Annotated in this window: 14 protein-coding genes; 10 read left to right on the plus strand and 4 right to left on the minus strand. The window is 65.5% G+C overall.

Annotated elements, in window-relative coordinates:
* Nucleotides 1–203: 203 nt before the first annotated feature.
* Complete coding sequence (locus ACZ63D_RS19375; protein WP_465355697.1) at nucleotides 204–3,311, plus strand: RHS repeat domain-containing protein; 3,108 nt, start codon at nucleotides 204–206, stop codon at nucleotides 3,309–3,311.
* Between the two features lie 35 nt (nucleotides 3,312–3,346).
* Nucleotides 3,347–3,562, plus strand: a complete 216-nt coding sequence (locus ACZ63D_RS19380) for a hypothetical protein (protein WP_465355698.1) — start codon at nucleotides 3,347–3,349, stop codon at nucleotides 3,560–3,562.
* A 1,021-nt stretch (nucleotides 3,563–4,583) separates the two neighbouring features.
* On the opposite strand, the gene ACZ63D_RS19385 is transcribed toward ACZ63D_RS19380, so the two are convergent.
* Nucleotides 4,584–5,831 carry a pentapeptide repeat-containing protein gene (locus ACZ63D_RS19385; protein WP_465355699.1) on the minus strand — a complete coding sequence of 416 codons (1,248 nt, stop codon included), beginning with the start codon at nucleotides 5,829–5,831 and terminating at the stop codon, nucleotides 4,584–4,586.
* Nucleotides 5,828–6,841, minus strand: a complete 1,014-nt coding sequence (locus tag ACZ63D_RS19390; protein ID WP_465355700.1) for a glycosyltransferase family 2 protein — start codon at nucleotides 6,839–6,841, stop codon at nucleotides 5,828–5,830. The genes ACZ63D_RS19385 and ACZ63D_RS19390 overlap by 4 nt, the downstream gene beginning before the upstream one ends.
* Nucleotides 6,842–7,194: 353 nt before the next feature.
* Between ACZ63D_RS19390 and ACZ63D_RS19395 the strand changes: the two genes are divergently transcribed.
* From ACZ63D_RS19395 to ACZ63D_RS19425, 7 genes are all read left to right on the plus strand, one after another.
* Entirely contained in the window at nucleotides 7,195–8,355 is a 1,161-nt protein-coding gene (locus ACZ63D_RS19395) for a sensor histidine kinase (RefSeq protein WP_465355701.1), read from the plus strand.
* A 47-nt stretch (nucleotides 8,356–8,402) separates the two neighbouring features.
* Nucleotides 8,403–9,110, plus strand: a complete 708-nt coding sequence (locus tag ACZ63D_RS19400) for a hypothetical protein (RefSeq protein WP_465355702.1) — start codon at nucleotides 8,403–8,405, stop codon at nucleotides 9,108–9,110.
* Entirely contained in the window at nucleotides 9,107–9,544 is a 438-nt protein-coding gene (locus ACZ63D_RS19405; protein WP_465355703.1) for a hypothetical protein, read from the plus strand. Before ACZ63D_RS19400 ends, ACZ63D_RS19405 begins: the two co-directional genes overlap by 4 nt.
* A 129-nt stretch (nucleotides 9,545–9,673) precedes the next feature.
* Nucleotides 9,674–10,096 carry a DUF2690 domain-containing protein gene (locus ACZ63D_RS19410; RefSeq protein WP_465355704.1) on the plus strand — a complete coding sequence of 141 codons (423 nt, stop codon included), beginning with the start codon at nucleotides 9,674–9,676 and terminating at the stop codon, nucleotides 10,094–10,096.
* 45 nt (nucleotides 10,097–10,141) lie between these two features.
* Entirely contained in the window at nucleotides 10,142–12,457 is a 2,316-nt protein-coding gene (locus tag ACZ63D_RS19415) for a glycoside hydrolase domain-containing protein (RefSeq protein WP_465355705.1), read from the plus strand.
* Between the two features lie 197 nt (nucleotides 12,458–12,654).
* A complete protein-coding gene (locus tag ACZ63D_RS19420; RefSeq protein WP_465355706.1) occupies nucleotides 12,655–13,140 on the plus strand; it encodes a hypothetical protein in 486 nt (161 codons plus the stop codon).
* Nucleotides 13,141–13,390: 250 nt separating this feature from the next.
* The gene (locus ACZ63D_RS19425; protein WP_465355707.1) at nucleotides 13,391–13,639 is read left to right on the plus strand and encodes a hypothetical protein; all 249 of its coding nucleotides are present in this window, start codon (nucleotides 13,391–13,393) and stop codon (nucleotides 13,637–13,639) included.
* Nucleotides 13,640–14,227: 588 nt separating this feature from the next.
* On the opposite strand, the gene ACZ63D_RS19430 is transcribed toward ACZ63D_RS19425, so the two are convergent.
* Together ACZ63D_RS19430 and ACZ63D_RS19435 are read right to left on the minus strand one after the other, a co-directional pair.
* Nucleotides 14,228–14,503 carry a hypothetical protein gene (locus ACZ63D_RS19430; protein WP_465355708.1) on the minus strand — a complete coding sequence of 92 codons (276 nt, stop codon included), beginning with the start codon at nucleotides 14,501–14,503 and terminating at the stop codon, nucleotides 14,228–14,230.
* Nucleotides 14,504–14,640: 137 nt separating this feature from the next.
* Nucleotides 14,641–14,913, minus strand: coding sequence for a hypothetical protein (locus ACZ63D_RS19435; RefSeq protein WP_465355709.1), 273 nt, complete (start codon nucleotides 14,911–14,913; stop codon nucleotides 14,641–14,643).
* A 968-nt stretch (nucleotides 14,914–15,881) separates the two neighbouring features.
* Here ACZ63D_RS19435 and ACZ63D_RS19440 point away from each other — a divergent pair.
* Nucleotides 15,882–22,061, plus strand: a complete 6,180-nt coding sequence (locus ACZ63D_RS19440; RefSeq protein ID WP_465355710.1) for a PA14 domain-containing protein — start codon at nucleotides 15,882–15,884, stop codon at nucleotides 22,059–22,061.
* Nucleotides 22,062–22,063: the final 2 nt, after the last annotated feature.

The raw sequence follows: 22,063 nt of genomic DNA on the forward strand, positions 1-22,063 counted from the left end.
CCGCTGCTCCGCAGGAGTGAAGTAAGGGAATTTAACGGTCATTTCGGTCTGTTGTTGTGACGAAGCAAGCGCTCGCGGCGATGAAGCCGTTTGCATGATCGTGTTCTGCCGCGCCGTTCTGGTGTCGTGCATGGCCTGTAGACCTCGGGCCTGGTTGTCCCGGCGCGGTTCGTGCTGCACTCAGTTCGTTCGAGGGGAAGAATATGAGGCACAGATCTGCCTTGGCGGTTTCCGCCGTGACGTTGGGGGCGCTGGTGGTCGCTATACCGCACGCGGCGTCCGCCGCACCGCGTAAGGTGGCGCCGCCGTCGACGGTGTGGACTCCGCCGACGACGGTGAACCACACGCCCACCGGGGGCCAGCCGCCGGCCGCGAACTGGCGGCCGGGTTACAAGCCCGGTGTGAGCGCCGCCGCGGTCGCGCCGTGCGGGGCAAACGAGACGGGGTTGCTGCCGCAGTATCCGTTGGAGAGGTTCAAGATTTCCGACCGAATGGAAGCTTCGGTCAACACTCACGACGGAAACCTGACCATCAGGCAGCGGCAGCTGACGGTCAAAGGCACTGGCGAGAACCTTTCCCTGAGCCAGGTGTACAACAACCAGCGTCCGGGCAACGGCAGCTTCGGCACGGGCTGGACGCTGAGCCACGGCCAGGACGTCGGCCTGACCTTCAACGGTGCCGATGTGGTGCTGCACGGCGATTCGGGCTACTGCGCCACTTTCACGCACAAGTCCGACGGCAGCTACACCGAAGCTCCCGGCGTGCACGCCGAGTTGAGCAAGGGTTCGGACGGCAAGTACAGCCTGATCTTCGACCGTTCCAACGAGCGCTGGACGTTCAGTCCGGCGGGCTGGCTGCTGTCGGAGTCCGACCGCAACGGCAACACCGTCACGCCGCGCTACAACTCCGACGGCACCACCGCGTCGATCACCGACACCCAGGGCCGCGTCACCACGTTCGGCTACAGCAACGGGCTGGTCTCGGCGATCACCGACCCGACCGGCACCACGGCGGCGACCTACCGGTACAACACCGCGTCCCAGTTGACCGATTTCACCGACCGCTCCGGCACCTCGATGCACCTGACCTGGACGCCGACCGGAGACCTGGCATCGATCCAGGACCCCAACGGCACCGCGTACAGCTTCACGTACGACGCCTCGCACCGGGTCACGAAGGTGTCAGTGCCGCGGCAAGCGGGTACAGCGAACACCATGTTCGGTTACGGGAGCGGCCAGACCACCGAGACTGACCCGAATTCGCATTCGGCGACGTACAAGTACGACAGCCAGGGGCGGCAGACTTCGGCCACTGACGCACTCGGCCACGTGCAGGCGGCGAAGTGGACCGCGAACAGCGACGTGGAGACCACGACCGACGGGCTGAACAACACGACGACCAACAGCTACGATCCGCTCAACAACCTCATCGGCACCCAGCTGCCTACTGGCGCGAAAACCAGTGTCGGCTACACCGACGCCGCGCACCCGCACCTGCCGACTACGGTGACGGATCCGGCCGGGGACAGGATCTCCCGCAGCTACGACAACGCTGGCAACGTCACCAAAATCCGCTCCGACGGGCTCAACGCCGACCTGCAGACCCTGACCTACACCCAGCCGTTCGGGCAGGTGTCGACCAGCGTCGACGGCAACGGCCACCTCACAAGCTACGCCTACGACAACGCCGGAAACCTCACCACCGTCACGCCGCCTACGCCGCTCGGGACTACGCGCTATACGTACGACTCCCTGTCGCGGATCTCCTCGGTGACCGACGGGCGCGGAATCCGGCTGGACTACGGCTACGACAAGCTCGACCGCGTCGTGTCCGTCACGAGGCACAGCGACGACACCGTGCTGCAGGCCGCGGCCTACGATCACAACGGCAGCCTCATCCGCCGCGACACAGCCACTGCCACCCACGCCTTCACGTACGACACAGGCGGGCAGGTGCTGTCCGACATTCGCAGCGACGACGCCGGCCCGGACGAGCACGTCGCCTACGGCTACGACCTCGCCGGCAACCTCACCGGCACGACGGACCCGGGTGGCACTACTGCGTACGGCTACGACGCGGCGAACCGGCTCACCTCGCTGGCGGATCCGTTCGGGCAGACCACGACGTTCGGCTACGACAACGCCGACCGTCGCACCAGCACCACCTGGCCCGGAGCGGGCACTCAGACCAACGGGTACGACAACTCCGGCCGCCAGATCAGCCTCACCGTCAAGAACAGCACTGGAACCCAGCTGCTGCAAAGCACCTACAAGTACACCCGAGCCGACGGTTCGGATTCCGACCAGATGCAGTCCGCGACTGACGGCACCGGCACCACCAATTACGCCTACGACAGCCTGCAGCGCCTGAAGACCGCAGGCGCGACCGGCTACGCCTACGACAATGCCGGCAACATGACCAACCTCGGTGCGGCGAGCTTCACGTACAACGCCGCAGATCAGCTCGTCAGCGACGGCCGCGCCCGCAGCTACGACACCGCCGGAAACCTCACCGGGTCGAGCAACCCGACTGAGACCAACAACTACAGCGACACGGGTCAGTTCGTCTCCGGCAGCGACGCCGCGGGCAACAGCTTCACCGCCAGCTACGACACCCTCGACCAAACCCAACCTCATCAGCTCACCTACACCACCAGCGGCGGAACCACCACGGACCGGTTCACCACCACCGCGCTGGGCATGACCCAAGCCGTGCACAACGGGGCCCGCACCAGTCTCGCCCGCGACCCCAAGGGCACCATTGTCACCGAGAAAACCGGCGCCGGGACGCGCTACAACGTCGTCACCGACTACCAGGGCAGCGTCATCGCCCTCATCTCCACTGCCGGGGCCGTGGCTGCGACTTATCGCTATGCCCCCTACGGCGGCAGCACCGCCGCCGGACCCAACGCGGCCGACAACCCGTTCCACTATCTCGGCCAATACCAGTACGGCGTCGACATGCTCTTGGGCTACCGCTGGTACTTCCCCGGCTGGGGCCGCTTCCTCACCCCCGACCCCACCGGACAAGAAGCCAACCACTACGCCTACGCCCACAACGACCCCATCAACAACACCGACCCCACAGGCGATTTCAGCTGGAAGAGTGTGCTGAGCACCGCGGGCAAAGTCCTCAAGGGCGCGTACGGTTGCGTCTCAGGCGCGGTCGGCGCCGAACGTACCTTCGGCGTTTTCGCAACGTATGCGGGCGCGTACGTCCCCGCTGGCGAGGCAATTACTCATACAGTACTTTTGGGGGTAGGCTGCGCCGCAGGAATTGCAGGCGTGTCCCTGTCTCCAACGGGTCCTTGATGTATTCGACGGTGTCAACAGAATAGGAGAACTCGATGAACCACGACGGCACTAAACCGGCACCCCCGCGCGGAATCTTCGTTGCCAGTTTGGCGCTGCTCGTGGGCGCCGTGATCGGCGCGGTAATGGCCGTCAACCACACGACGACCCTTTACCTTGTGCTTGGCATTGTGATCTGTGCGGGTTGCGCTCTTTTGAGTGCATTGTTCGCATATGCGGGCGTCAAGGGCAAGCGAGCGAATCGTGAGTGAGCCGAAGGGCGAGCCAGGTCGAAACAGAACCGTGCCCACCGCGTCGCTGACGCGGTGGGCACGGTCTGACGGCGCGGTCCGGCTGGCGGGTCTCCTGTGGTTGGGCATGACCATCCTTGCGGCTCGGAGCGTGACTGAGCAGGCATCGGCGTGGAGTATTGGCTTCCTGGTCGTCTCTGCCCTCATTTTCGCTTGGTTTGCTTATGTTGCCTCACGGAGAAGGAAAGGGGCTAAAAAGGCTCGGAGAGATACTTAGCGTGACGCGAGCCGAATAGTAGCTATCTTGAAGCGTGCAGAGCGCATCGGTTATGCATAGCCAGATTCGTCTACGGCATGCCACCCATCACCTCTATCGGCGTACTGGGGCGGTGTTCGTTCCGAGTATGAGCATCTCTGGCATCCGATCCGTGACCGGGCTCCTCGGACGTCGGCGTCGCCGCGCTAAGCGTGACGCGGAGGTTGCCTCGATGTGGTAGCTGATCGCCGGTGCCTGCGCACCAGCTGATGCTTGGACTTCAGTCCGTTGCGGCGCGTCGAGCCAGTCGCGTTCGGCACGTGCGATAGCTACGACGGCACTGATCTGGAGCGCTGTCCGTGCCAAGGTCGCTTGCCGGATCGCTTCGGACAGTGGCGAAGGCGGGTCGATGGCGGCCGCGGCGGTGCGGGCTGCGCTGATGTCGCCCTTGGCCAGTTCGCCGAAGGCGACGGCTCCCGCAAGGATCCGCTGCAGCCTGAGGCCATCCCCGCGCTGGTGACTGTGGTGCCGATTGTGACCCCTCGACAGGACGACATCGCCCCTCCGTTGGGCGACGGGGAGACTTTCTTGGCCGAAATTGGGGATGCGCGAGCGGACCAGTAGATCCGGCCAACGGATCGCTGGATTCGTATCAGACGGTACGACTCTCGCTTGAGGACCCGGTGAGTACTGGCAAGGGCAGGGGAGCGGCGCGCTCGTCGACCAGACGGCGGCTTCTCCGATCGCAGGCGATCGCCAGGCCGGCCGTGCGCTCCTCGGATGTCGTCAAGTGCCGGTTTCGACGCCTGCCGTCTCTACATCGAAACCGGCGGGCCAGCAGGTCTGGCGATCGACCTTCGCGCCATGCAGGTCAGCACCGGAGAGATCAGCTCCCGACAAGTCGGTGCTGCGCAAGATGGCTCCACGCAGATCGGCCCCGACAAGCAGCGCGCCGTCGAGTTCGCAGCCGACCAGGCTGCAGTTGCGCATGCTGGCCAGGATGAATGCCGCGAATCTCAGGTCCGACCACGACAGATCGGCTCCGTCGAAGTTCGCGTTGCGGGCCACCGCGCGGACCATGGAGCTGCGCCGCAGATCGGCACCTCGGCCGTCGATGCGGATCAGGTTTGCATCGGTCAGGTCGAGCGCCTCGATCCGCGCGCATTCCAGGGAGGCGTCTGCCAGTTCGGCGCGGGTCAGGTTCAGTGCGCGCAATCGGAGGTACCCGAGGTCCGCGCACGACAGGTCGATCGGTTCGAGACTGCTGTCCCGGCAGTTGAGCCGGTCGAGTGACGAGACCAGGGCCGTCACGTCCGGTTCGGCCCGTCCGTGCCGCGCGGTGTTCCCGCTGCCGCGGTGTTCGCGCAGCAAGGTGGAAAAAATCTGCGAGACGACCTCTCGGTCTTCCGGCGAATCCTCGGCCATGCGGCGCAGAACGTGAATGCCTCCTAGCCGGACCTCGAGCCGGTCTTTGTCTCCCAGACACTCGACGGCCCGCGAGAACCGCTCGATCGACTGCTGCTTGGTGCTGGCCGAAAACGCGCGACGGCTGAGACGAAGGTTCTGCAGGGTGAAGTAGAGCCCGGCGACGAGCGCCATGCCGCCTACGAGTTGGACGATGCTCGTGCGGACCCCGGACATCGACTGCATCCTGGCGTCCGCGGTGAGCCCCGTGGCCGGTACAAGGATGCCGGGCAAGAACAGCACCAGGCACAACAGCAGCAGCGCGAGGGCGGCGACGCCGGCCGCGAGCCGGATGTTCCGGCGTCTGCCGGCCGTTTCGCGAAGGCTGCCCGGTCGTTCGCCCATGCCTCGATGCGGCCCGGCATCCGGTGGGGCGGCGGACAGCGTGATCGGCGGGCCGACGGGCAGTCGCGCCATCTCCGCCGGCGGCAGTTCCACGACGTCGAAGTAGTTCAGCTTCAGCGCTTCGAAGGTGCGCGGATCGGTGAGGTGCCGTGCCTGGCCTCCGGCCACGAGATACACCTCGGGGTGGCCGGTCGAACGGACGAGTTGCCCGTCGCGGTCGGTCACGCGGTTCCTGCCGCGATCGCCCGACTGAGCCGCAGCCTGCGGATTTGAGGAAGAACGGTCAGGACTGCGACGAGGGCTCGCAGGACGACGCTCGTCCGCAATGGTCCGTCGATGTTGCGTCCGGCGAGGCACCCCCTGAAGTCGAGCCACGCCCACCGCGCCAGCAACCGCCGCCGGTCCGCCGGCGAGGTTTCGTGGTCGGTCATGGCATAGATGTACCTGCTTTTCATCCGGTGGTACATCCGGTTGCGGTCGCCGTCTCGCACTCCGCGACCGCGATGTTCGACATAGAGTCCGGTCAGCATCCCGATGCGGAATCCGCCCGCCCGGGCTTTCCTGCAGAAGTCCGCTTCCTCGAAGAAGACTTCGAACAATTCCTCGAAGCCGCCGACCACGCTCACCGCGTCTGCGCTGATGGCCATCGCGGCTCCCTGGACGTAGCGGCACTCGACCAGCGGCGAACCGTCCCACGGCGTCGCCGGCGCGCGACGGGTGGCGGGCAGCCAGTCGTGCAGCACGTCGTGGTGTCCCGCCACCAATACCCGGGTGGACCAGCGGTTGGGCTCGCGGTCTTCCTGGCCGTACCGGATCTGCATCGGCCCGACCGCCGCGAAGTCCGGGTTTTCCTTCAGGAAGGTCGTGCTACCGCCGATGAATCCTTCGCGGCACCGCGTGTCGGGGTTGAGGAGTACCGCGAAGCGCGCGCCGGCCGCGAAGGCCATGAGCAGCGCGTCGTTGCAGCCTCCGGAGAACCCGCGGTTTCCGCTTTCCAGGATCACAGTCACTCGAGGGAATTGGAAACGCACGAGTTCGCTGCTGCCGTCGCCTGACCGGTTGTCGACAAAATAGACGAGAGCGGACTCCGGAATGTCGGCCATGATCGAACTGAAGCACGACACGAGCCATTGCCTGCTGCCGTAGCCGACGACTATTACCGCTATTCGGCTCTCGTCGCCTACGTCCCGCACTCGATCCGGTTCCGGTGACACGACCACTAGTCGAGACCGCATCGCCCGACGTTACAGCCGGCGGACTGTTCGCCGGCTGCGAGCCACCTCGACGTTCGGCCGCTCCGGCTCGGCGGTTGCATCCCGAAATGGTGTTCGGCCGTGCGGCCCTGCGCACCAGGTTCTCAGCACTGCTGATGGCCGTCTCGGCTGGTCGACGATCGACCCTCGACGGCGAGCGGTGGGTGTTCTCGATCAATTGCGTCGTCCTGCACCACAATGGCGTAACGCGCCGAGGCATGCTGGCGACTGGTCGTGCGTGGACTTTTGTCCCCTGGCTCTGGTGAGTGCTACGAGATATCTCTTGGTGACCGGGTCCTCGGCACGGCACGCCGGCCCGGTATGGAGGGCGCTTGATGAGGGACTTCTCCGGAGCCGGGCACAGCACCGTCTTGCGCGCGCGTACGACCTACAAGTTGATCAGGCCGTTCGAAGCGATGGCCCTGCTGCTGCAGGCAACCAACCTGGCGACGTCCGCCATTAACGACCGCTACCGTCCCGGCGGTGTCCCTGTACTCTTCGCATTGGCAGCGGGGCACCTGGTCCTGGCGGCGGCCGTCGTTCGCTGTCGAGGTCCGCTGACTCGCGGCCACGCTTGGACCGGCGTATGGATCGCCGAGATGTTCGTCATGCAGTTGGCGATCGCGAACCTGCTCCTTCCCGGTGATTTCGCCGGCTACGGCTACGGCGTCCAGGTCGGGAACTTCTCGTTGATCCCGTTGGCAGTCCTGGCCTTCTATCCGTGGGGAGGCTTTCGGGGAAGACGCCGCCGGTGGGCGATCGAAACCGGCCTCATCGTGGCGATCGTCGTCCATCCCTTGCTGATCGTCGGCACCATGAATTCCTGGAACCTGACTGGCGCCCACATCAAAAGCCTCGGGCAATACGCGGCCTGGGCGGTGGTCTGGTACCTGGTGGGCAAGGGCCTTGCCAAACTGTGCCGCATCGCCGTGACCGTTCAGTCGGAAGCCCTGGTGCGCAGCTACGAGGCGGCCCTGGGCGATTTGCATACTCACGTCGAGATCGCCGTTCGCGGCATCGCGGCCGGCGAGAACGCCGACGACGCCGCGCAGAAGCTGCGCAACGTCGTCTACGAGCGCAGACGCCAGCTCCTTCTCGGAGATCCGCAAGTCGGTGCCGTCGACATCTTCAAAAACGCGATCCGCCTGTTCGGCGACCGCCTCACATTGCTCAGTTCACCTCGGCTGGGCGGCCTGACTTTGCCGAACGACCGGGCGATGGTGCTGGAACGCGGCCTGGTCGACCTGCTGAAGAACGCTGTTGATCACGGAGGCGGATCGGTCCGCCTCGGCTTTGGCCTGGAGGACGACGTCATGATCCTGACGGTCGGCGACACCGGGCCCGGCTTGTCCGCGGACGAATTCTCCGCACCTGGCACCACGATGCGCCGTATCTGCGATGACGTCAGGCCGCTCGGCGGATCACTCGTCCTCGCCGAGTCCGGCGATCGCGGGACGACAATTCGGCTGATGCTGCCGCTCCGGGGGGATCGATGAACCGCGTACGGGTCCTGATCGTCGAAGACCTCGGCGTCGCGGCCGACATGGCAGCCCACATCCTGCGACAGGTCGGTTCATACGCCGTCGAGGTCGCGCACGCGCCGGAGCAGGCGATAGAGATGCTCACCGCCGGACACTTCGACGTGGTGGTGGCCGACATGCTGTTCCGTTCGGACTCGGACGAGTTCGAAACGCGTCGGCGTCGGGGCTTGGTCACGCTCGACGACCGGCTGCACCTGAGCGGCCTGGCCGTTCTCGATGCAGTGACGCGACCGGACATCCCCGCGAGACCGGTTCTCTGGAGCAGCGGAGAAGCCAACCGTCGGCTGCACATGATCTTCGCGCACGAGATCCTCGGCTGTCGGGTGCTGTGCTCGAAGGAAGCGATCACCGACCTGCCGCACGCGGTGGCGGCGGCGACCGCGGGACAAGCCTACGTGCATCCCGTGCTGGAGATGTATCTCACGCCGAGCTTCGCAAAGCCCTTGCGGGACACGATTCTTTCCTCGCCTTCGCGGTTGCTCATCTGGCGGGCGATGGCACTCGGCCAACATCAGCACAAGACGATCGCGAAGACGGCAGGAGTTCAACCGAACACCGTCAAGAAGCGGATGGACGAGATGCGCAAGATTCTGCTCGAATTCGACCCCGGCTGCGTTGCCGACGGTTCGCCCAGTGCGGAGCTAATCCGCTATGCGAGTCAAAACTGGGAATTTTTCCTCGATGAGACAGTGCGTTCGAGGTTCCCGTGATCCCGGGGGAAAGCGAATCGCGAGGACGGAAACCACCAGATTTCTGGTTGTCGTATTCCTTGTTGTTGATTCTGATCGTCATCTGGGCGGTACTCTTTGTCGTACTGCCGCGTGCGGTTTCCAAGACGTTGACAGTCGATATTTCCTGTCGATCGGGCAGTAGTGTGGTCGGAGCCTGGATCGAGGCATCCGCCGGCGGATCCGGTTGGGCTTCGGCTGCTGGCCGCGGCGGGGCGAATGCGGCACGCTACACCTTCTCGCTCGGCTTCGGCGGCGAATACCAGGTAAGAGCCGGTTGTGGCGGAAGCGTGGACAGCTGGGCAGTGCGCACGGCATCCGACATTCGCGGCAGTCTTTACCGGCGGCTGGATTGCGACGACACCGCATACTTGCCGCCGACTCCTGCCGTGTGCGTCGACCTTCCCGTGAACTGACGTCTATTCGGCGTCGCCGGGTACCAATGTCCCCTGGTGCGGGAACGCTGAGCGTGCAAACATTGAAGTTGTAATTCCGGTACCGCCGGGAATTCTCTGGACAATGCGCCCTGAAAGGGTTCTCTTGCCATGAAAACGAATATTGTGAGCCTGGCACTCGCCGCGCTGAGCTGTGCGGCTGTCTCCCTTGCTTCACCGACAGCTTCCGCGTCCGCGCAAGCTGTCGGCTGCTACGGGGACTACTGCTCCGGACAGGACCCGATGTCCACGAACTGCGCAGCGGACGCCTACACCGTCGCCTCTGCCGGCGTATACGGCACATACGGCCGGCAGTATGTCGAGATCCGCTGGTCGCCCACGTGCAAGACCAATTGGGCGCGAGCCAATTTCCCGACCGGGAACATCAAAGCCGTGCAGCAGACCGGATATACCGCCGGGTACGGCAACTCGAACGGAGCGGTCGCCTGGTCCCGGATGATCTATTCGCCGTCGCTGTGTGTCAAGGCTGTCATCTGGGGTTCGTGGGGAGTAACGGAGACGGCCTGCGTCTGAGCCCGATCAGCCGCGACTCGGCGCAACAAATCCGCGAGGGAAGACATGGACCAAAAGGTTCTCGAAGCTCAGCAGTGGGTCAACGCCACCTATCGCACCGTGCCGGGGTACCAGCCGTGCACGGAAAACGGACTCACCGGGTGGGCCACGATGTTCTCGCTCACCCATGGGTTGCAGCATGAACTGGGCATCACCACCTTGTCGACCAACTTCGGTCCGACCACACTGTCGCTGCTGGCGCAACGCGGTGACGTCCGACCTGGTTACAGCAACGCCAACATCATCCGGATCCTCCAGCACGGCCTGTTCTGCAAGGGTTACTGGGGCGGCGACACCGCCGGTTCCTACGATGGCAGCACCGTGCAGGCGGTCAGCGACCTCAAGAGCGACGCCGGCATCGACTCATCCAACGGCTTCACCCCGCCGAAGGTCTTCAAAGCCATTCTCACCATGGACGCCTATGTCCTGCTTCCCGGTGGCAGCCGAGAGGTGCGGGAGATCCAGCAGTGGCTGAACCGCCGGTACTGGACCAAAGCGTCCTCGTACATCATCCCAAGCGAAGGCTTCTACTCCCGCGACGTGCAGACAGCGCTGATGAGGGCACTGCAATACGAGTTCGGCGTCCCTGAAGACCAGGCAACCGGAAATTTCGGTCCGACGACTCAGAACGGCCTTCGGGCTCACCAGCTCTCGTCCGGCTCGACGGGTGTCTTCGTCCAGCTCTTCAGCGCGGCATGTGTGTTCAACGGGACAGTTCCCAGCGGCGACGGCCCGGTGCACACCAGTTTCAAGGACACCTTCGACGCCCTCCTCGGCACCTATATTCGCGCCTTCCAGGACTTCTCCGCTCTTCCCGTCAACGGCCGCGGCGATTACCAGACCTGGGCACAGCTCCTGATTTCCTGCGGTGACCCCGATCGGCCCGTCTCGGCGTGCGACACGCGCTTTCACATCACGCCGTCCCGAGCGCAGGCTATGCGGGCGGCGGGCTACCTGACTGTCGGCCGCTACCTGGACGAAGACCCGGACAGCACCCTGGACAAGGAGATCCAGCCGGGTGAGCTCGACGCTATCTTCGACGGCGGGCTGCGCGTCGTCCCGATCTCGCAATACGGTGCACGCGACCTCGGCGATTTCACCTACAGCCAAGGCTTTCAGCACGCGCAGCGCGCTCACGATCGCGCTGTCGGCTACGGGTTCAACCCCGGCGTCGTCATTTACTTCGCTGTCGACTACGACGCCATGGACGAGGAGATCACCAGCAACATCGTGCCCTACTTCCACGGCGTCCAGGCGGGGCTGGCAAGCAAAGGAAAGCGATACGTCGCAGGCGTATACGGATCGCGGAATGTGTGTTCCCGCGTAACCGACGAGGCGTACGCGGCGTACTCGTTCGTCTCAGGCATGTCGTGGGGCTTCTCCGGAAACCTCGGCTTCCCGATGCCGGCGAACTGGTCGTTCACCCAGATCAAGGAGTTCCAGTTCTCAGCGGGCGGCGACGTCTTCGACCTAGATCGCAACGTCCAACGGCCCGGCGCCGATGGCGGTGCCGGCCGGAGCGATGTCGGCGGGACGATGTCGCCGGTCGAGTGGTACCTCCGCTATATCGATCAGCTCTACGACACGGCACTGGCCTACGGCCGGAGCGACCCGAGTCTGCGGGTGATGGAATTCCTGCGGTTCCCGAAGTACGTCGATGACTACTATCAAGGTTGGAAGGTGCTGATCGGCGACGTCGACCGCGCGTGGATCGACTACGCTCAGCAACACGGCCCGCAGAAGATGGCGACCTTTAGGGATCCGTTCTACGGGATCCCGGTCGACATCGACCATTTCGGCGCGGCGGCGAACGCGATTTACCTCAAGGACGCCGGTACCGCCGATTCGGTGACGCGAGGGGACTTCGGCGGCTGGGGCGGTGACCTCTGCACCTTCTACCGCGAATGGCAGACCAGCGACCCCCGCTACTCGTCGGGCGAGGCTTTCTGCCACGACCGGCTTGCCAAACTCACCATCCCGTCGACGTTCGCTTTGGACGATTTGATCGACGATGTCGACGGCTATCTGATCGGCATGGCGGTCAGAGGCGGCACCCCGATCAATCAGGCTATGCGTGCCCACTACGGCGGCGGACACCTGACGAGATTCACCAGCTTCTTCCACCGTCGCCACAACGGCCGGCTCGCAGAGGTCGAATCGGCAGCTCGCTCGCTTCTGCTGGCAGACCAAGATCTCGTCGTCGCGGGCTTCCGGACCGGTCTGATCGGTATGGACTGTCCGCAACCGGCGGATATCCTCCGCGACGACCTCGACTCCTTCATCAGCGGCTACGCGAAACTGATCAGCGGATTGGCGGCGTGAACACGATGAGCGGATCCGTGAATCGGCGCCGATTTCTGTCCGGCCTCGCGCTCGCTGGCGGCAGCGCGCTGATCCGACCGGCGGGGTTCGCCGCGGCTCACCCCGCACAGCGCATGAACTGGAACGCGCCAGTCTCCCGAAACGGCTGGTCGGTCGTTTCGCCCAGCGCCGTGCACCGACACCGGATCGAGGGGTCGATGGCTGAGGTCGAACTCGTCGACGGGGACGCCGCTGCCCTTCTCGTCCACGTCGCGCGCCGGTTCCACTACGAAATCCGGCGTCTGGAACGCGGCGATGTCACTGGCTACCGTGTCGATCGCAGCGGAGTAACCCCGCTGGAGTCGGACTATCTGTCCGGAACCGCAGTCGCTCTGCAGCCTCAGCGTTACCCGCTGGGAGCGCAGGGCGGGTTCCTCCCGGCCGAAGTCGCAGTCATCCGGGACATCCTCGCCGAATGCGGCGGTGCCGTTCGCTGGGGCGGCGACGATCCCCGCACTCCGATGGAAAGCCACTTCGCGTTGGACGGCTCACCGAACGACCCCGTCGTGCGTCGACTTGCCGAAACCTTCCGTGCTTGGCGTACCGCGCCCGGCCAGGGCCCTGGAACATCGCCGGACCCGTTCAGTCCAGCACGACTGGATCGCGCACGTGCGCTCGAGGGCAGGCAACGGCACAACCGATGATCAGTCAGCTCACAGCACAACCAGGGAAGAAGGCCACATGAAGAACTCGAAGCCGTTTGTCGCAAGATCTCTGATCGGCGCGCTGCTGCTGACTGGCCTGACCGTAGCGGGCCCGCAGACCGCCCAAGCAGCGCCCTGTTATGGACCTTCGTGCGCAGGCCGGAGCGCATCAGCCACAGGGTGCAGCCAGGGAGCACGTTATCTGGGCACTTGGCGGGCATGGGGCACGAATGGCGACGTTGCCGCCTACGTGGAGGTGTACCACTCCGACGCCTGCGCGTCCGCGTGGTTGCTGGCGGCGGTGCCGTTCAATGCCTACCTCGGCAGCGTGAGCACCATCTGGAACCCTGGCAAGGCCTCACAGCCGACCCGGCCCGGGCCGGGTGCTTACGCGCCGTCACCGATGGTCGACGACCGCCCGGGAATCCGGACCTGCTTCGGCACCCAGGTCTACCGATACGGTGCCTGGTACCAATGGCAGCAGCACGCTTGCTACTGATGTCACCTGTGCCAGCGTTTGCGTGCCACTTAAGCAGTCCGCGAGCTACCACGTGCGACCAAGGAGCGCTCCGCCAGCATCAGCGGCCGTACATCTCGCTGTGTCCCGCCAGTTCACGAGTACCGAAAGCTAACGGCGCAGAACATCAGCTTTTCGGCTATTCGTGAAGGTGGCGGTGCCAGTTTCACGTGTTCGGCGAGTTTGCGGTGGCGGATACCTCGCACATGAATACCGTCTCCGGGGCCGGTTAAACCATCGCGTAGTGCTCAGGCCTCGCTGCGGCTCACGTCGGGAGGACGAATTGGCCGGGAGAGAACGCGCGAAATTCGTCGTGGCCTAGAACGTGCGGGCCTGATCCTGCGGTCGCTCCGGCGTGGCGAGCCTGAATCGGGCGTCTTCTGGTCGTTGGGTATCACGGGACTCTCACCGATTTCGACAGCCCGAATCGTGCTCGCAGAACACAGCACCGACACCACAGGGCCAGCCATTTCCACGCCGTGATACCAGCGGAACTCGGGCACATTCGCCGAGACGGGTCGGATCACGTGAGTTTCCAGGACCCGGTCCCACTCGGAGTGTCCACTTGGGTCAATTACTGGACTTTCCGCGTGTGGTGCGGGTTTTGGCCGGTGTGATGATCCGGTGGTGCTCGCCGACGGCGGGGCTGTCGAGAGCGGCCGGGGTCGCGGCAGCACCGGATCCTCGGGTTCGGCGGGCGGCCGGGTTGGTGGTGGTCTGCGGCATACCGTGAAGCCGCACCAAGCGCAGCCCGGTCCACTCCGTCCCGGCGGCAGCCACCCGATCATGCACCGACGGCAACGTGTCACCGGCTCCGCAGTCGCCGACCGCCGATTCCTGGCTCACCTCGAGCATGATCGCCGCTCTCGGTACTACGAGTGGTTTTGACGCGGCAGCGGAGGGCACGCACGTCGTGGACGTTGTCCGCGGCGTCTCGCAGCGTTGTGGCCATCGCTTGGGCGCTGGTCTGTACCGGGCCAGGCTCACTCTTCGGTAGCGCCACCATGTCGTCCGGTGCTCGCTTCGGCCCGCACTGCGGACATGATTCGGCTGGTCAGGTCGAAGGGCGGCTCAATGTCCTCGGTCGCGAGTTCGCCGGTGAGATTGTGCGGGACCTGCAGGCCTTCCCGTGCGGAACGGCAGTGGGGGCAGGCGGATTCGTGGGCGTCGGCACGACCGGTTCTCTGCTCCCACATCGTCTCGAGATCGCGGCCGCAGGGCAGGGCATAGTCTCGCGTGTTCTGATTCGTCGCCATAGTGCCATCACCTCCGCCAGCATTTCGGTGATCATTCGTCGCTGTCACACCGTTGCAGCGCCTGCGTCGCGCCGGGCGCGACGGCGCAGACGAAATTGCGCGCCACAGGTGTGAAACGAAGTTGTTGAAGTACCCGCTGCTAGACAATTCGGTGCAGAACCATGCGAAACGATGAGCTCTTGATCAAGGCGCGGCGAGAAGATGCGGCGCATCGTGCAGCTCGCCAGGAGCCGATATCCGCTGACACGCTGCGTGCCCGGCTGGGCACCGGTGCCGCTCGGGCTGATCGGCTCGTCAAGGTAGTTCGATCGGAGTTCGAGGTACGCGGGGCTGTCCAGCAACTTGAAGGGCGTTGAGTGAGACGTGCGATCACCGTCGCCGCGTAATCCGCGCCGAGAGAACGAGCTCTAGAGCCGCCGGGTCGGCTCGTTGCACCTTTGCTTAGAGCTGGGGTTTGCTCGGCCGTTTCCGCAGGGGGCGAGCACGCGGCCTGCTGCCGGCAGGACTCAAACCCGAACCCGCTGGCGAACGCCCCCGGAGCGACGATCCCAGCGCGGAGTCTTCGAGCAACAGGACGCGCGGTGAGGGTGGCGAAACGAGCGCGGTTCAAGACTTCTCCTAGCGAGGGGGTCTCACCCGGTCGGCTGCTTGCCGACCCTGTCTGCCCTATGCAGTGGCGGGTTGACGCGTGACCTGCCGCTTTACCGCATCCGAAGCGGCCTGGACAAGAGTGTCGTTGCTCTCGATTCCGCATGTAACGGAACAATACGGACAAAACGATGACTGGTTCGCGGGCTGGAGGAACTGGTTCTCCGGCCTGCCCTCGGCCGTGAGAGGCGAACCCCCTCCGGCCGGTGTCGCGCGGCACTGCCGGTGCCGTGCTTTCGGGTTGGCGTGAGCTGGAGTTCGCGTCGCGGGGAGGGACATTCGTCGTGCGCCGGTTGTCGCGTGCTGCCGAAACGAGCCGTGTGCTCAGAGCTGTGCTGGTGCTGCTGATCGCGGTGTTGCTGGGCAGCACCACGGAAGCGGTCGCCGCTCCGGCGCGACCGGCGGAAGCCCCGGCGAGGGTCGATCCGCACGATGTCCCGTTCCTGTCGTCGCCGTCGCCGCGTGCTCCGGAGTTGGCGAAGCCGTCGACGGCGGACTTTTCCGGGTTGTCGCGGTTGGACGGCGGCGCGGGGACGCATTTCGACCCGCAGCGTTCGAAGCCGGTGTCGCGGTCGATGTTCGCGACCGAGTACGAGAACCCGGACGGCACTCGTTCGGTACGGCAGTCCAATCAGCCGCAGAACTTCCAGGATGACAAGGGCGCGTGGCAGCCGGTCGACACGACCTTGAAAGCCGACCCGGCGACCAAGCGATCCGATGCGGACCAGCATCCGCTGAGCCCCTCGCTGGCGGCCAAGGCGGACGATGCGGCGGTACTGCAGGTCGAGTCGGCCGGGCACACGGCGAGTCTCGCGCTGGATCAGGCCGCTCCCGTACCGGCGGCGGTAAAGGGCGATTCGGTGACCTACCCGGAGGTCGCCGCGGGCACGGATCTGGAGTACGAGGTCACGCCGGGCGCGGTGAAGGAGACCATCAAGCTCAAGCGCCCGCCCGCGGACGGTCGGTCGAGCTGGCGGTTCAAGCTCAACACCGGCGGTTTGACGCCGAAACTCGACGCCAAGGCCGGGTCGGTGTCGCTGCTGGACAAGGACGGCACGGCGAAGATCGTGCTGCCGCCGGTGGAGACCTGGGACTCGGCGGGCAACGGCGACACCGCGCCCGCGATGACCGGCGGCGCCTACAACCTCGAGCAGGCCGGCGACGAGTGGTGGCTGACCGTCTCGGTCGACGCGGGCTGGTTGAAGGACCCGAAGCGGGTCTACCCGGTGTCGATCGACCCGACGTTCACCTACGGCGTGACCGAGTCGCATTCCTACCGTTCCGACGGCACGAACTGCGACGCGTGCGGGCTGCGGATCGGCAACAGCCAGGCCAAAGGCGACACCTACAACCGCAGCGTGTTCCACATGGACTACGCGCCGCTGTTCGGCAAGACCGTCGTCGGCGCGCGGATGGACCTGACCCGCAACACGAGCGTCGTCGGCTCGGTCAAGACCTGGAACGCGAACCTCTACCACGCCTCGGGATTCCATTTCAACGGCGTCGGTGGCTACATGGCCAGCGCGCTGGTCGGCGACGTCGGCAGCTTCGTCGGCGAGGGCTTGACGAGTTTTATCCGCGACCGGGTCAACGCCCGCGACGGCTCAGTGTTCTTCATGATGCTCGGCGCGGAGAACCCGGGCGTCTGGACGTACAAGAACCTCAACGCCACTCTCACTGTCGACACCGGCAGTCCTGCTCCCGCGACGACGCTGGTGGCTCCGGCGGACAACTCGGTGGTCACCACGCTGACGCCGACCTTGTCGGTCAAGCCGGTGACCGACCCGGACGGGGACGCGGTCAAGTACTGCTTCCGCGTCGCGACCGGTTCGGACGCGAAGTCCGGCGTGGTCGTGGAGTCCGGCTGTCTGCCCGCTCCGACCTGGACGATCCCGCCCGGGGTGCTGCAGGACGGTGTCGCCTACACGTGGCAGGCGATGACGTTCAGCGGTTCGACCACGGTCACCCCGACCTGGGTCGGGCACCTGAAAGCCGACCAGCGCATTGGCGAGCGCGGCCCTTCTCCGGCCGACGAGGCGGGTCCGGTGACGGTGAACCTGGCCAACGGCAACGCGTCGCTGTCGCAGCAGTCCCCGTCATTCACGACCGTCGGCGGGAACGCCGGGCTGAGCTTCACGTTCAACTCCCAGCAGCGGGAAACGAAGGGGCTCAAGGCGTCCTACTTTGTCGACCTCTCGCACAACGGCTTGATCAGCGACGCCCAGCAGCCCGTGCTGGTGCGCACTGAACCGCAGGTCAACGTCGACTGGGGGACCGCGTCGCCGTTCCCGCCCGCATTGCCCGCGGATTGGTTCGTCACCCGCTGGGAAGGCTTCTTCCAGGCGCCGGTCGCCGGGACCTACCAGTTCGCCGGCGTGCACGACGACGGCGCGGTCGTGTGGGTCAACGGGGCGAAGGTCTACGACGTCGGCGTCCCCAGCGACGTCAACTGGACCGAATCGACCAACGTGACGCTGGCCGCGGGGCAGCGGGTGCCGATCAAGGTCGAGAACGCCGAGGCCACCGGCGCGGCGAAGATGCGGCTGTTCGTCCGCACGACCGACAACACCACCGTCGCCCCGCAGATCGTTCCGGCGGACTGGTTGTTCACCAACGACCTCCCAGCTTTGCCGCAGGGCTGGACGCTGTCGGCCGATTTGGACGGGGACGGCTCGAGCTACACCGAAGCCAAGATCACCGACCAGAACATCGTGCTCACCGACGCTACCGGTGCCAAGCACACCTGGACCAAGAAGAGCACCGGCGGCTACACCCCGCCCGAGGGCGAAGACGGCGTCCTCGCGCTCGACACCGGCGGTCGCGTCACGCTGCACGACGGCGGCACCGTGTTCACCTTCCGCGCCGACGGCAAACTCGACACTCAGTCCTCGGCGCTGGATTCGCGCAAACCCGCCGCGCTGCAGAACATCTACACCGGCGCACCCGCCCGTCTGACCCAGATCAAGGATCCCGTGTCGGGTCGCGCGCACACGCTGCACTACAACCGCGCGGGCGACGACTGCTACGGCAGCATCAAGGTCCCCGCAGGCGCGGACGCGCTGCCGCCGTCGCAGATGCTGTGCCGGGTCAGCTATTGGGACGGCAGCGACACCGCGCTGTGGTACGTCCAGGGCCGCCTCGCGCGAATCGAAGACCCGGGCGCGGAGAACAACGACTACCTCTACGACGAAGGCGGCCGCGTCACCGCGGTCCGCAGCCCGCTGGCGGCGGACTGGGTCGCGGCCGACCCGGCCAGCCGGAACCTGATCGACTACTACACCACGATCGGCTACGCGGGCCAGAACGGGAAAACCCAGGTCACCAACGTCACCGAACCCGCATCCGCACCCGGGCAACCGCGGCCGAAGACGACCTACCGCTACGACCCGGCCAACCGCACCACCTACACCGACACCGCCGGGCTGACACCGGCCACCGGGTTCGCCAGCAAGGTCACTTACGACGAGGCGGACCGGGCACTGTCCACAACGGACGCGACCGGCAAGGTATCCAGCCAGACCTGGAGCGTCAAAGACCAGCGGCTGACCTCGACCGACCCGGCGGGCCGCAGGTCGACCACCGTCTACGACGCCGCGGATCGACCGGTTGACACTTACGGGCCTGCTCCGGCGTCCTGTTTCGACGGTGCGGCGCCGACCGCGGCGTGTGCTGCCACCGTGCCGCACACCCGGACCGGTTACGACGAGAATGTCAACGGCCTCGCTGCGGCTTACTACGACAACCCGACCCTGTCCGGCGTCCCGAGAGTTCATCGCACCGGTATCGGTCCCGCGGACGGCAGCATCAAGAGCTCCTGGGAGTACAGCAACGATGTCGTCCCCGGAATGAGTGCGGACTCGTTCTCCCTGCGGCTGACCGGCGAAATTGTTTTTCCCGCTGCGGGCGACTACAAGCTGCGGGCCAATGTCGACGACGGCATCCGCATGTGGGTTGACGACCAGCTGGTCATGGACTACTGGCAGGTCAGCAGCCCGGCCTGGCGTGAAGCGACCGTCCACAGCGACGCCGCCGGCCAGGCCAAGAAAATCCGCATTGACTACTACGACAACGGCGGCTACGCCAAACTCGACCTCAACTGGATCGCCCCCGGCAAAGCCGAAGCGCTCGTTCCGGGAACAGCGCTGCGCCCGCGCTACGGCCTCCAAACCTCCACGACCGCTTCGGAATCGGACGGCGTGCCGGACAAAGCAGGGACCACCAGGTACGACGAGAACGGCGTAGATCCCGTCTACGGTCTGGCCACTTCCGGCCTGAGCGACGCGGGCGGCAAAAAGATCAGCGGATCAGTCGGATACGAGCCGCCAGGCACGGGGTATCTGCGCAAGACGAGCAAAACGATGCCTACCGGGGCGAAGTACGGCTACGTGTACTACGGCGACACCGAAGCTCGTGCCGACCCGTGCGTGGCCGGCAGCCCGGCGGTCAACCAAGCCGGGATGCCGAAGGTCGCCACCTCTCCCTCTCCGGCTGCCGGGAGCGCACGCACCGACGAACAGGTTTACGACAGCGCCGGGCGAGTAGTCGCGAAGGCGACCAGCGGCGATTGGATCTGCACCGTCTACGACGCGCGAAGCCGACCTGTTCGAATTACCTACCCCGCAAACACCACCGCCGGACTGCGGACGGTGACCTACGATTACGCGGTGGACGGCGATCCTCTGACCGCTTCGGTGTCCGACGGCGCGGGCACTGTCGTCACCAAGACCGATCTGCTGGGCCGCCCCGTGTCGTACACCGACGTTCATGGCGTCCGGACCGACAGCACCTACGACCAGGCAGGGCGCGTCACCCAAGAGCTGCTCACGCTGCCGAACGCCGCGGACCTGGCGCAAACCAGGACCTTCGCCTACGACGACGCCGGACGCGTCCTCACTACGAAGCTCGGCACGACCGTCCTCGCGACCGTTGCGTACGACAGCGCTGGGGAACTGGCGTCGGCGACCTACTCCAACGGAACCTCCCTGGCCGCGGTAGGAAAGGACCCCGCAGGGCGGTCGACGTCCCTGACGTGGAAGACCGGTGACGGACATCAAGTCGTGTCCGCTGTCTCCCGGACCCGTGCGGGAACGATCTACAAGGAGACCCTCAACGGCGTCGATCCGAATCCCGGCGGTCCCGGCTATCGCTACGACGCGAGCGGCCGGCTGACCGAGGCCTATACGTCCGGCCACCATTTCACCTACGACTTCGGCTCCGCGGCCGACCCCGGCTGCCCGGCGGGAACGCAACCCAACGCGGGCCTGAACACCAACCGGGTCCGGCTGCTCGACCAAGTCGGCACCACGACCACCGCCACGTCGTACTGCTACGACGACGCCGACCGGCTCACCGCCACCACCGGTGCCAACCCGGTTACCGGCATCGCCTACGACTCTCACGGCAACACCATCCGATACACCCAAGGCCCGGTCACGACGAACTTGGGCTTTGACACCGCTGATCGGCACCTCACCGCATCGACCACCGGTGGCGATCCCGCGCATGCGGCCGCCGTCAGCTACGCCCGCGACGCCATCGACCGGATCGTGCGCCGCGACGCCACTGCGGGCGATCCCCAGAACGCCGTCCTTTACGGTTACACCGGCAGCGGCGACGCCGCCGATCTGACTCTCGCCTCGGACAAGCGGCTCCTCACCCGCACCCTTTCGCTGCCCGGCGGGGTGCTGCTGACCTTCACCTACTCCAACGGTGTCGCGACTCCGGAATACGACCACACCACAATCCGCGGCGATGTCTGTTTCTCCACCGGCGGCACCGGCACGCGCACTGGCGACCTCTACAGCTACGACCCGTTCGGGCAGCCTCTGCAAGCCGACGGCACCAGCGACCCGCAGGCCGTCCCGGCCAATCAGCCCGGGAAGATGACCTTCGGCTGGCTCGGCCAGTACCAGCGTCCCTATGAACACGCCGGCGCGCTCTCGCTCGTCGAAATGGGAGCCAGGCCCTACAGTCCCGCCTTCGGCCGCTTCCTCTCCGTGGACCCCGTCGAAGGCGGATCGGCAAACGACTACGACTACGCATCGGCCGACCCTGTCAACAAGACCGACATCGACGGGAAAAGCCCTATCTACGAGTGGTGGAACAGAACGCGGGATACTGGCTGGGTCAAGGACACGGCCAACACGATCTTCACCCTTGTCACCGGGAAGCTCACCGTCCGAGGCTGCCGAGGCGTATTCACCTGCGGGTTGTCGATCCTCGGCGGATTGGCGGCGAACCATGTGGGATCGTGCTTTATTCAAGCAGGCTTCCGCTTCAGCGCGAGGTCGTGCTATCTCAGCCCTGGGCAGATGATCTCTCACTCGGCATCCCTGATTGTCAGCGGAGTCGCCGCGCACGGCTTGACGGCGTTCAAAAACTGGTTGAAGCCTGTGCGGCACGCCGTTTCCCAATCTCGCCTGAAGAAGATCTTTGAGCAACTGGGCCCGGTGCGACGGCTCTTCAAATTCATTCCCCGCTTCTGGCGATACCGAAGGTGATG

It is taken from the genome of Amycolatopsis sp. NPDC104775 (assembly GCF_055583325.1).

Bases quoted from the DNA above. Each gene is read 5' to 3' on its own strand.
- ACZ63D_RS19375 (WP_465355697.1), top strand. From the start codon at position 204: ATGAGGCACAGATCTGCCTTGGCGGTTTCCGCCGTGACGTTGGGGGCG.
- ACZ63D_RS19380 (WP_465355698.1), top strand. From the start codon at position 3,347: ATGAACCACGACGGCACTAAACCGGCACCCCCGCGCGGAATCTTCGTT.
- ACZ63D_RS19400 (WP_465355702.1), top strand. From the start codon at position 8,403: ATGGCAGCCCACATCCTGCGACAGGTCGGTTCATACGCCGTCGAGGTC.
- ACZ63D_RS19420 (WP_465355706.1), top strand. From the start codon at position 12,655: ATGGCTGAGGTCGAACTCGTCGACGGGGACGCCGCTGCCCTTCTCGTC.
- ACZ63D_RS19415 (WP_465355705.1), top strand. From the start codon at position 10,142: ATGGACCAAAAGGTTCTCGAAGCTCAGCAGTGGGTCAACGCCACCTAT.
- ACZ63D_RS19435 (WP_465355709.1), bottom strand. From the start codon at position 14,913: ATGGCGACGAATCAGAACACGCGAGACTATGCCCTGCCCTGCGGCCGC.
- ACZ63D_RS19395 (WP_465355701.1), top strand. From the start codon at position 7,195: ATGAGGGACTTCTCCGGAGCCGGGCACAGCACCGTCTTGCGCGCGCGT.
- ACZ63D_RS19410 (WP_465355704.1), top strand. From the start codon at position 9,674: ATGAAAACGAATATTGTGAGCCTGGCACTCGCCGCGCTGAGCTGTGCG.
- ACZ63D_RS19390 (WP_465355700.1), bottom strand. From the start codon at position 6,841: ATGCGGTCTCGACTAGTGGTCGTGTCACCGGAACCGGATCGAGTGCGG.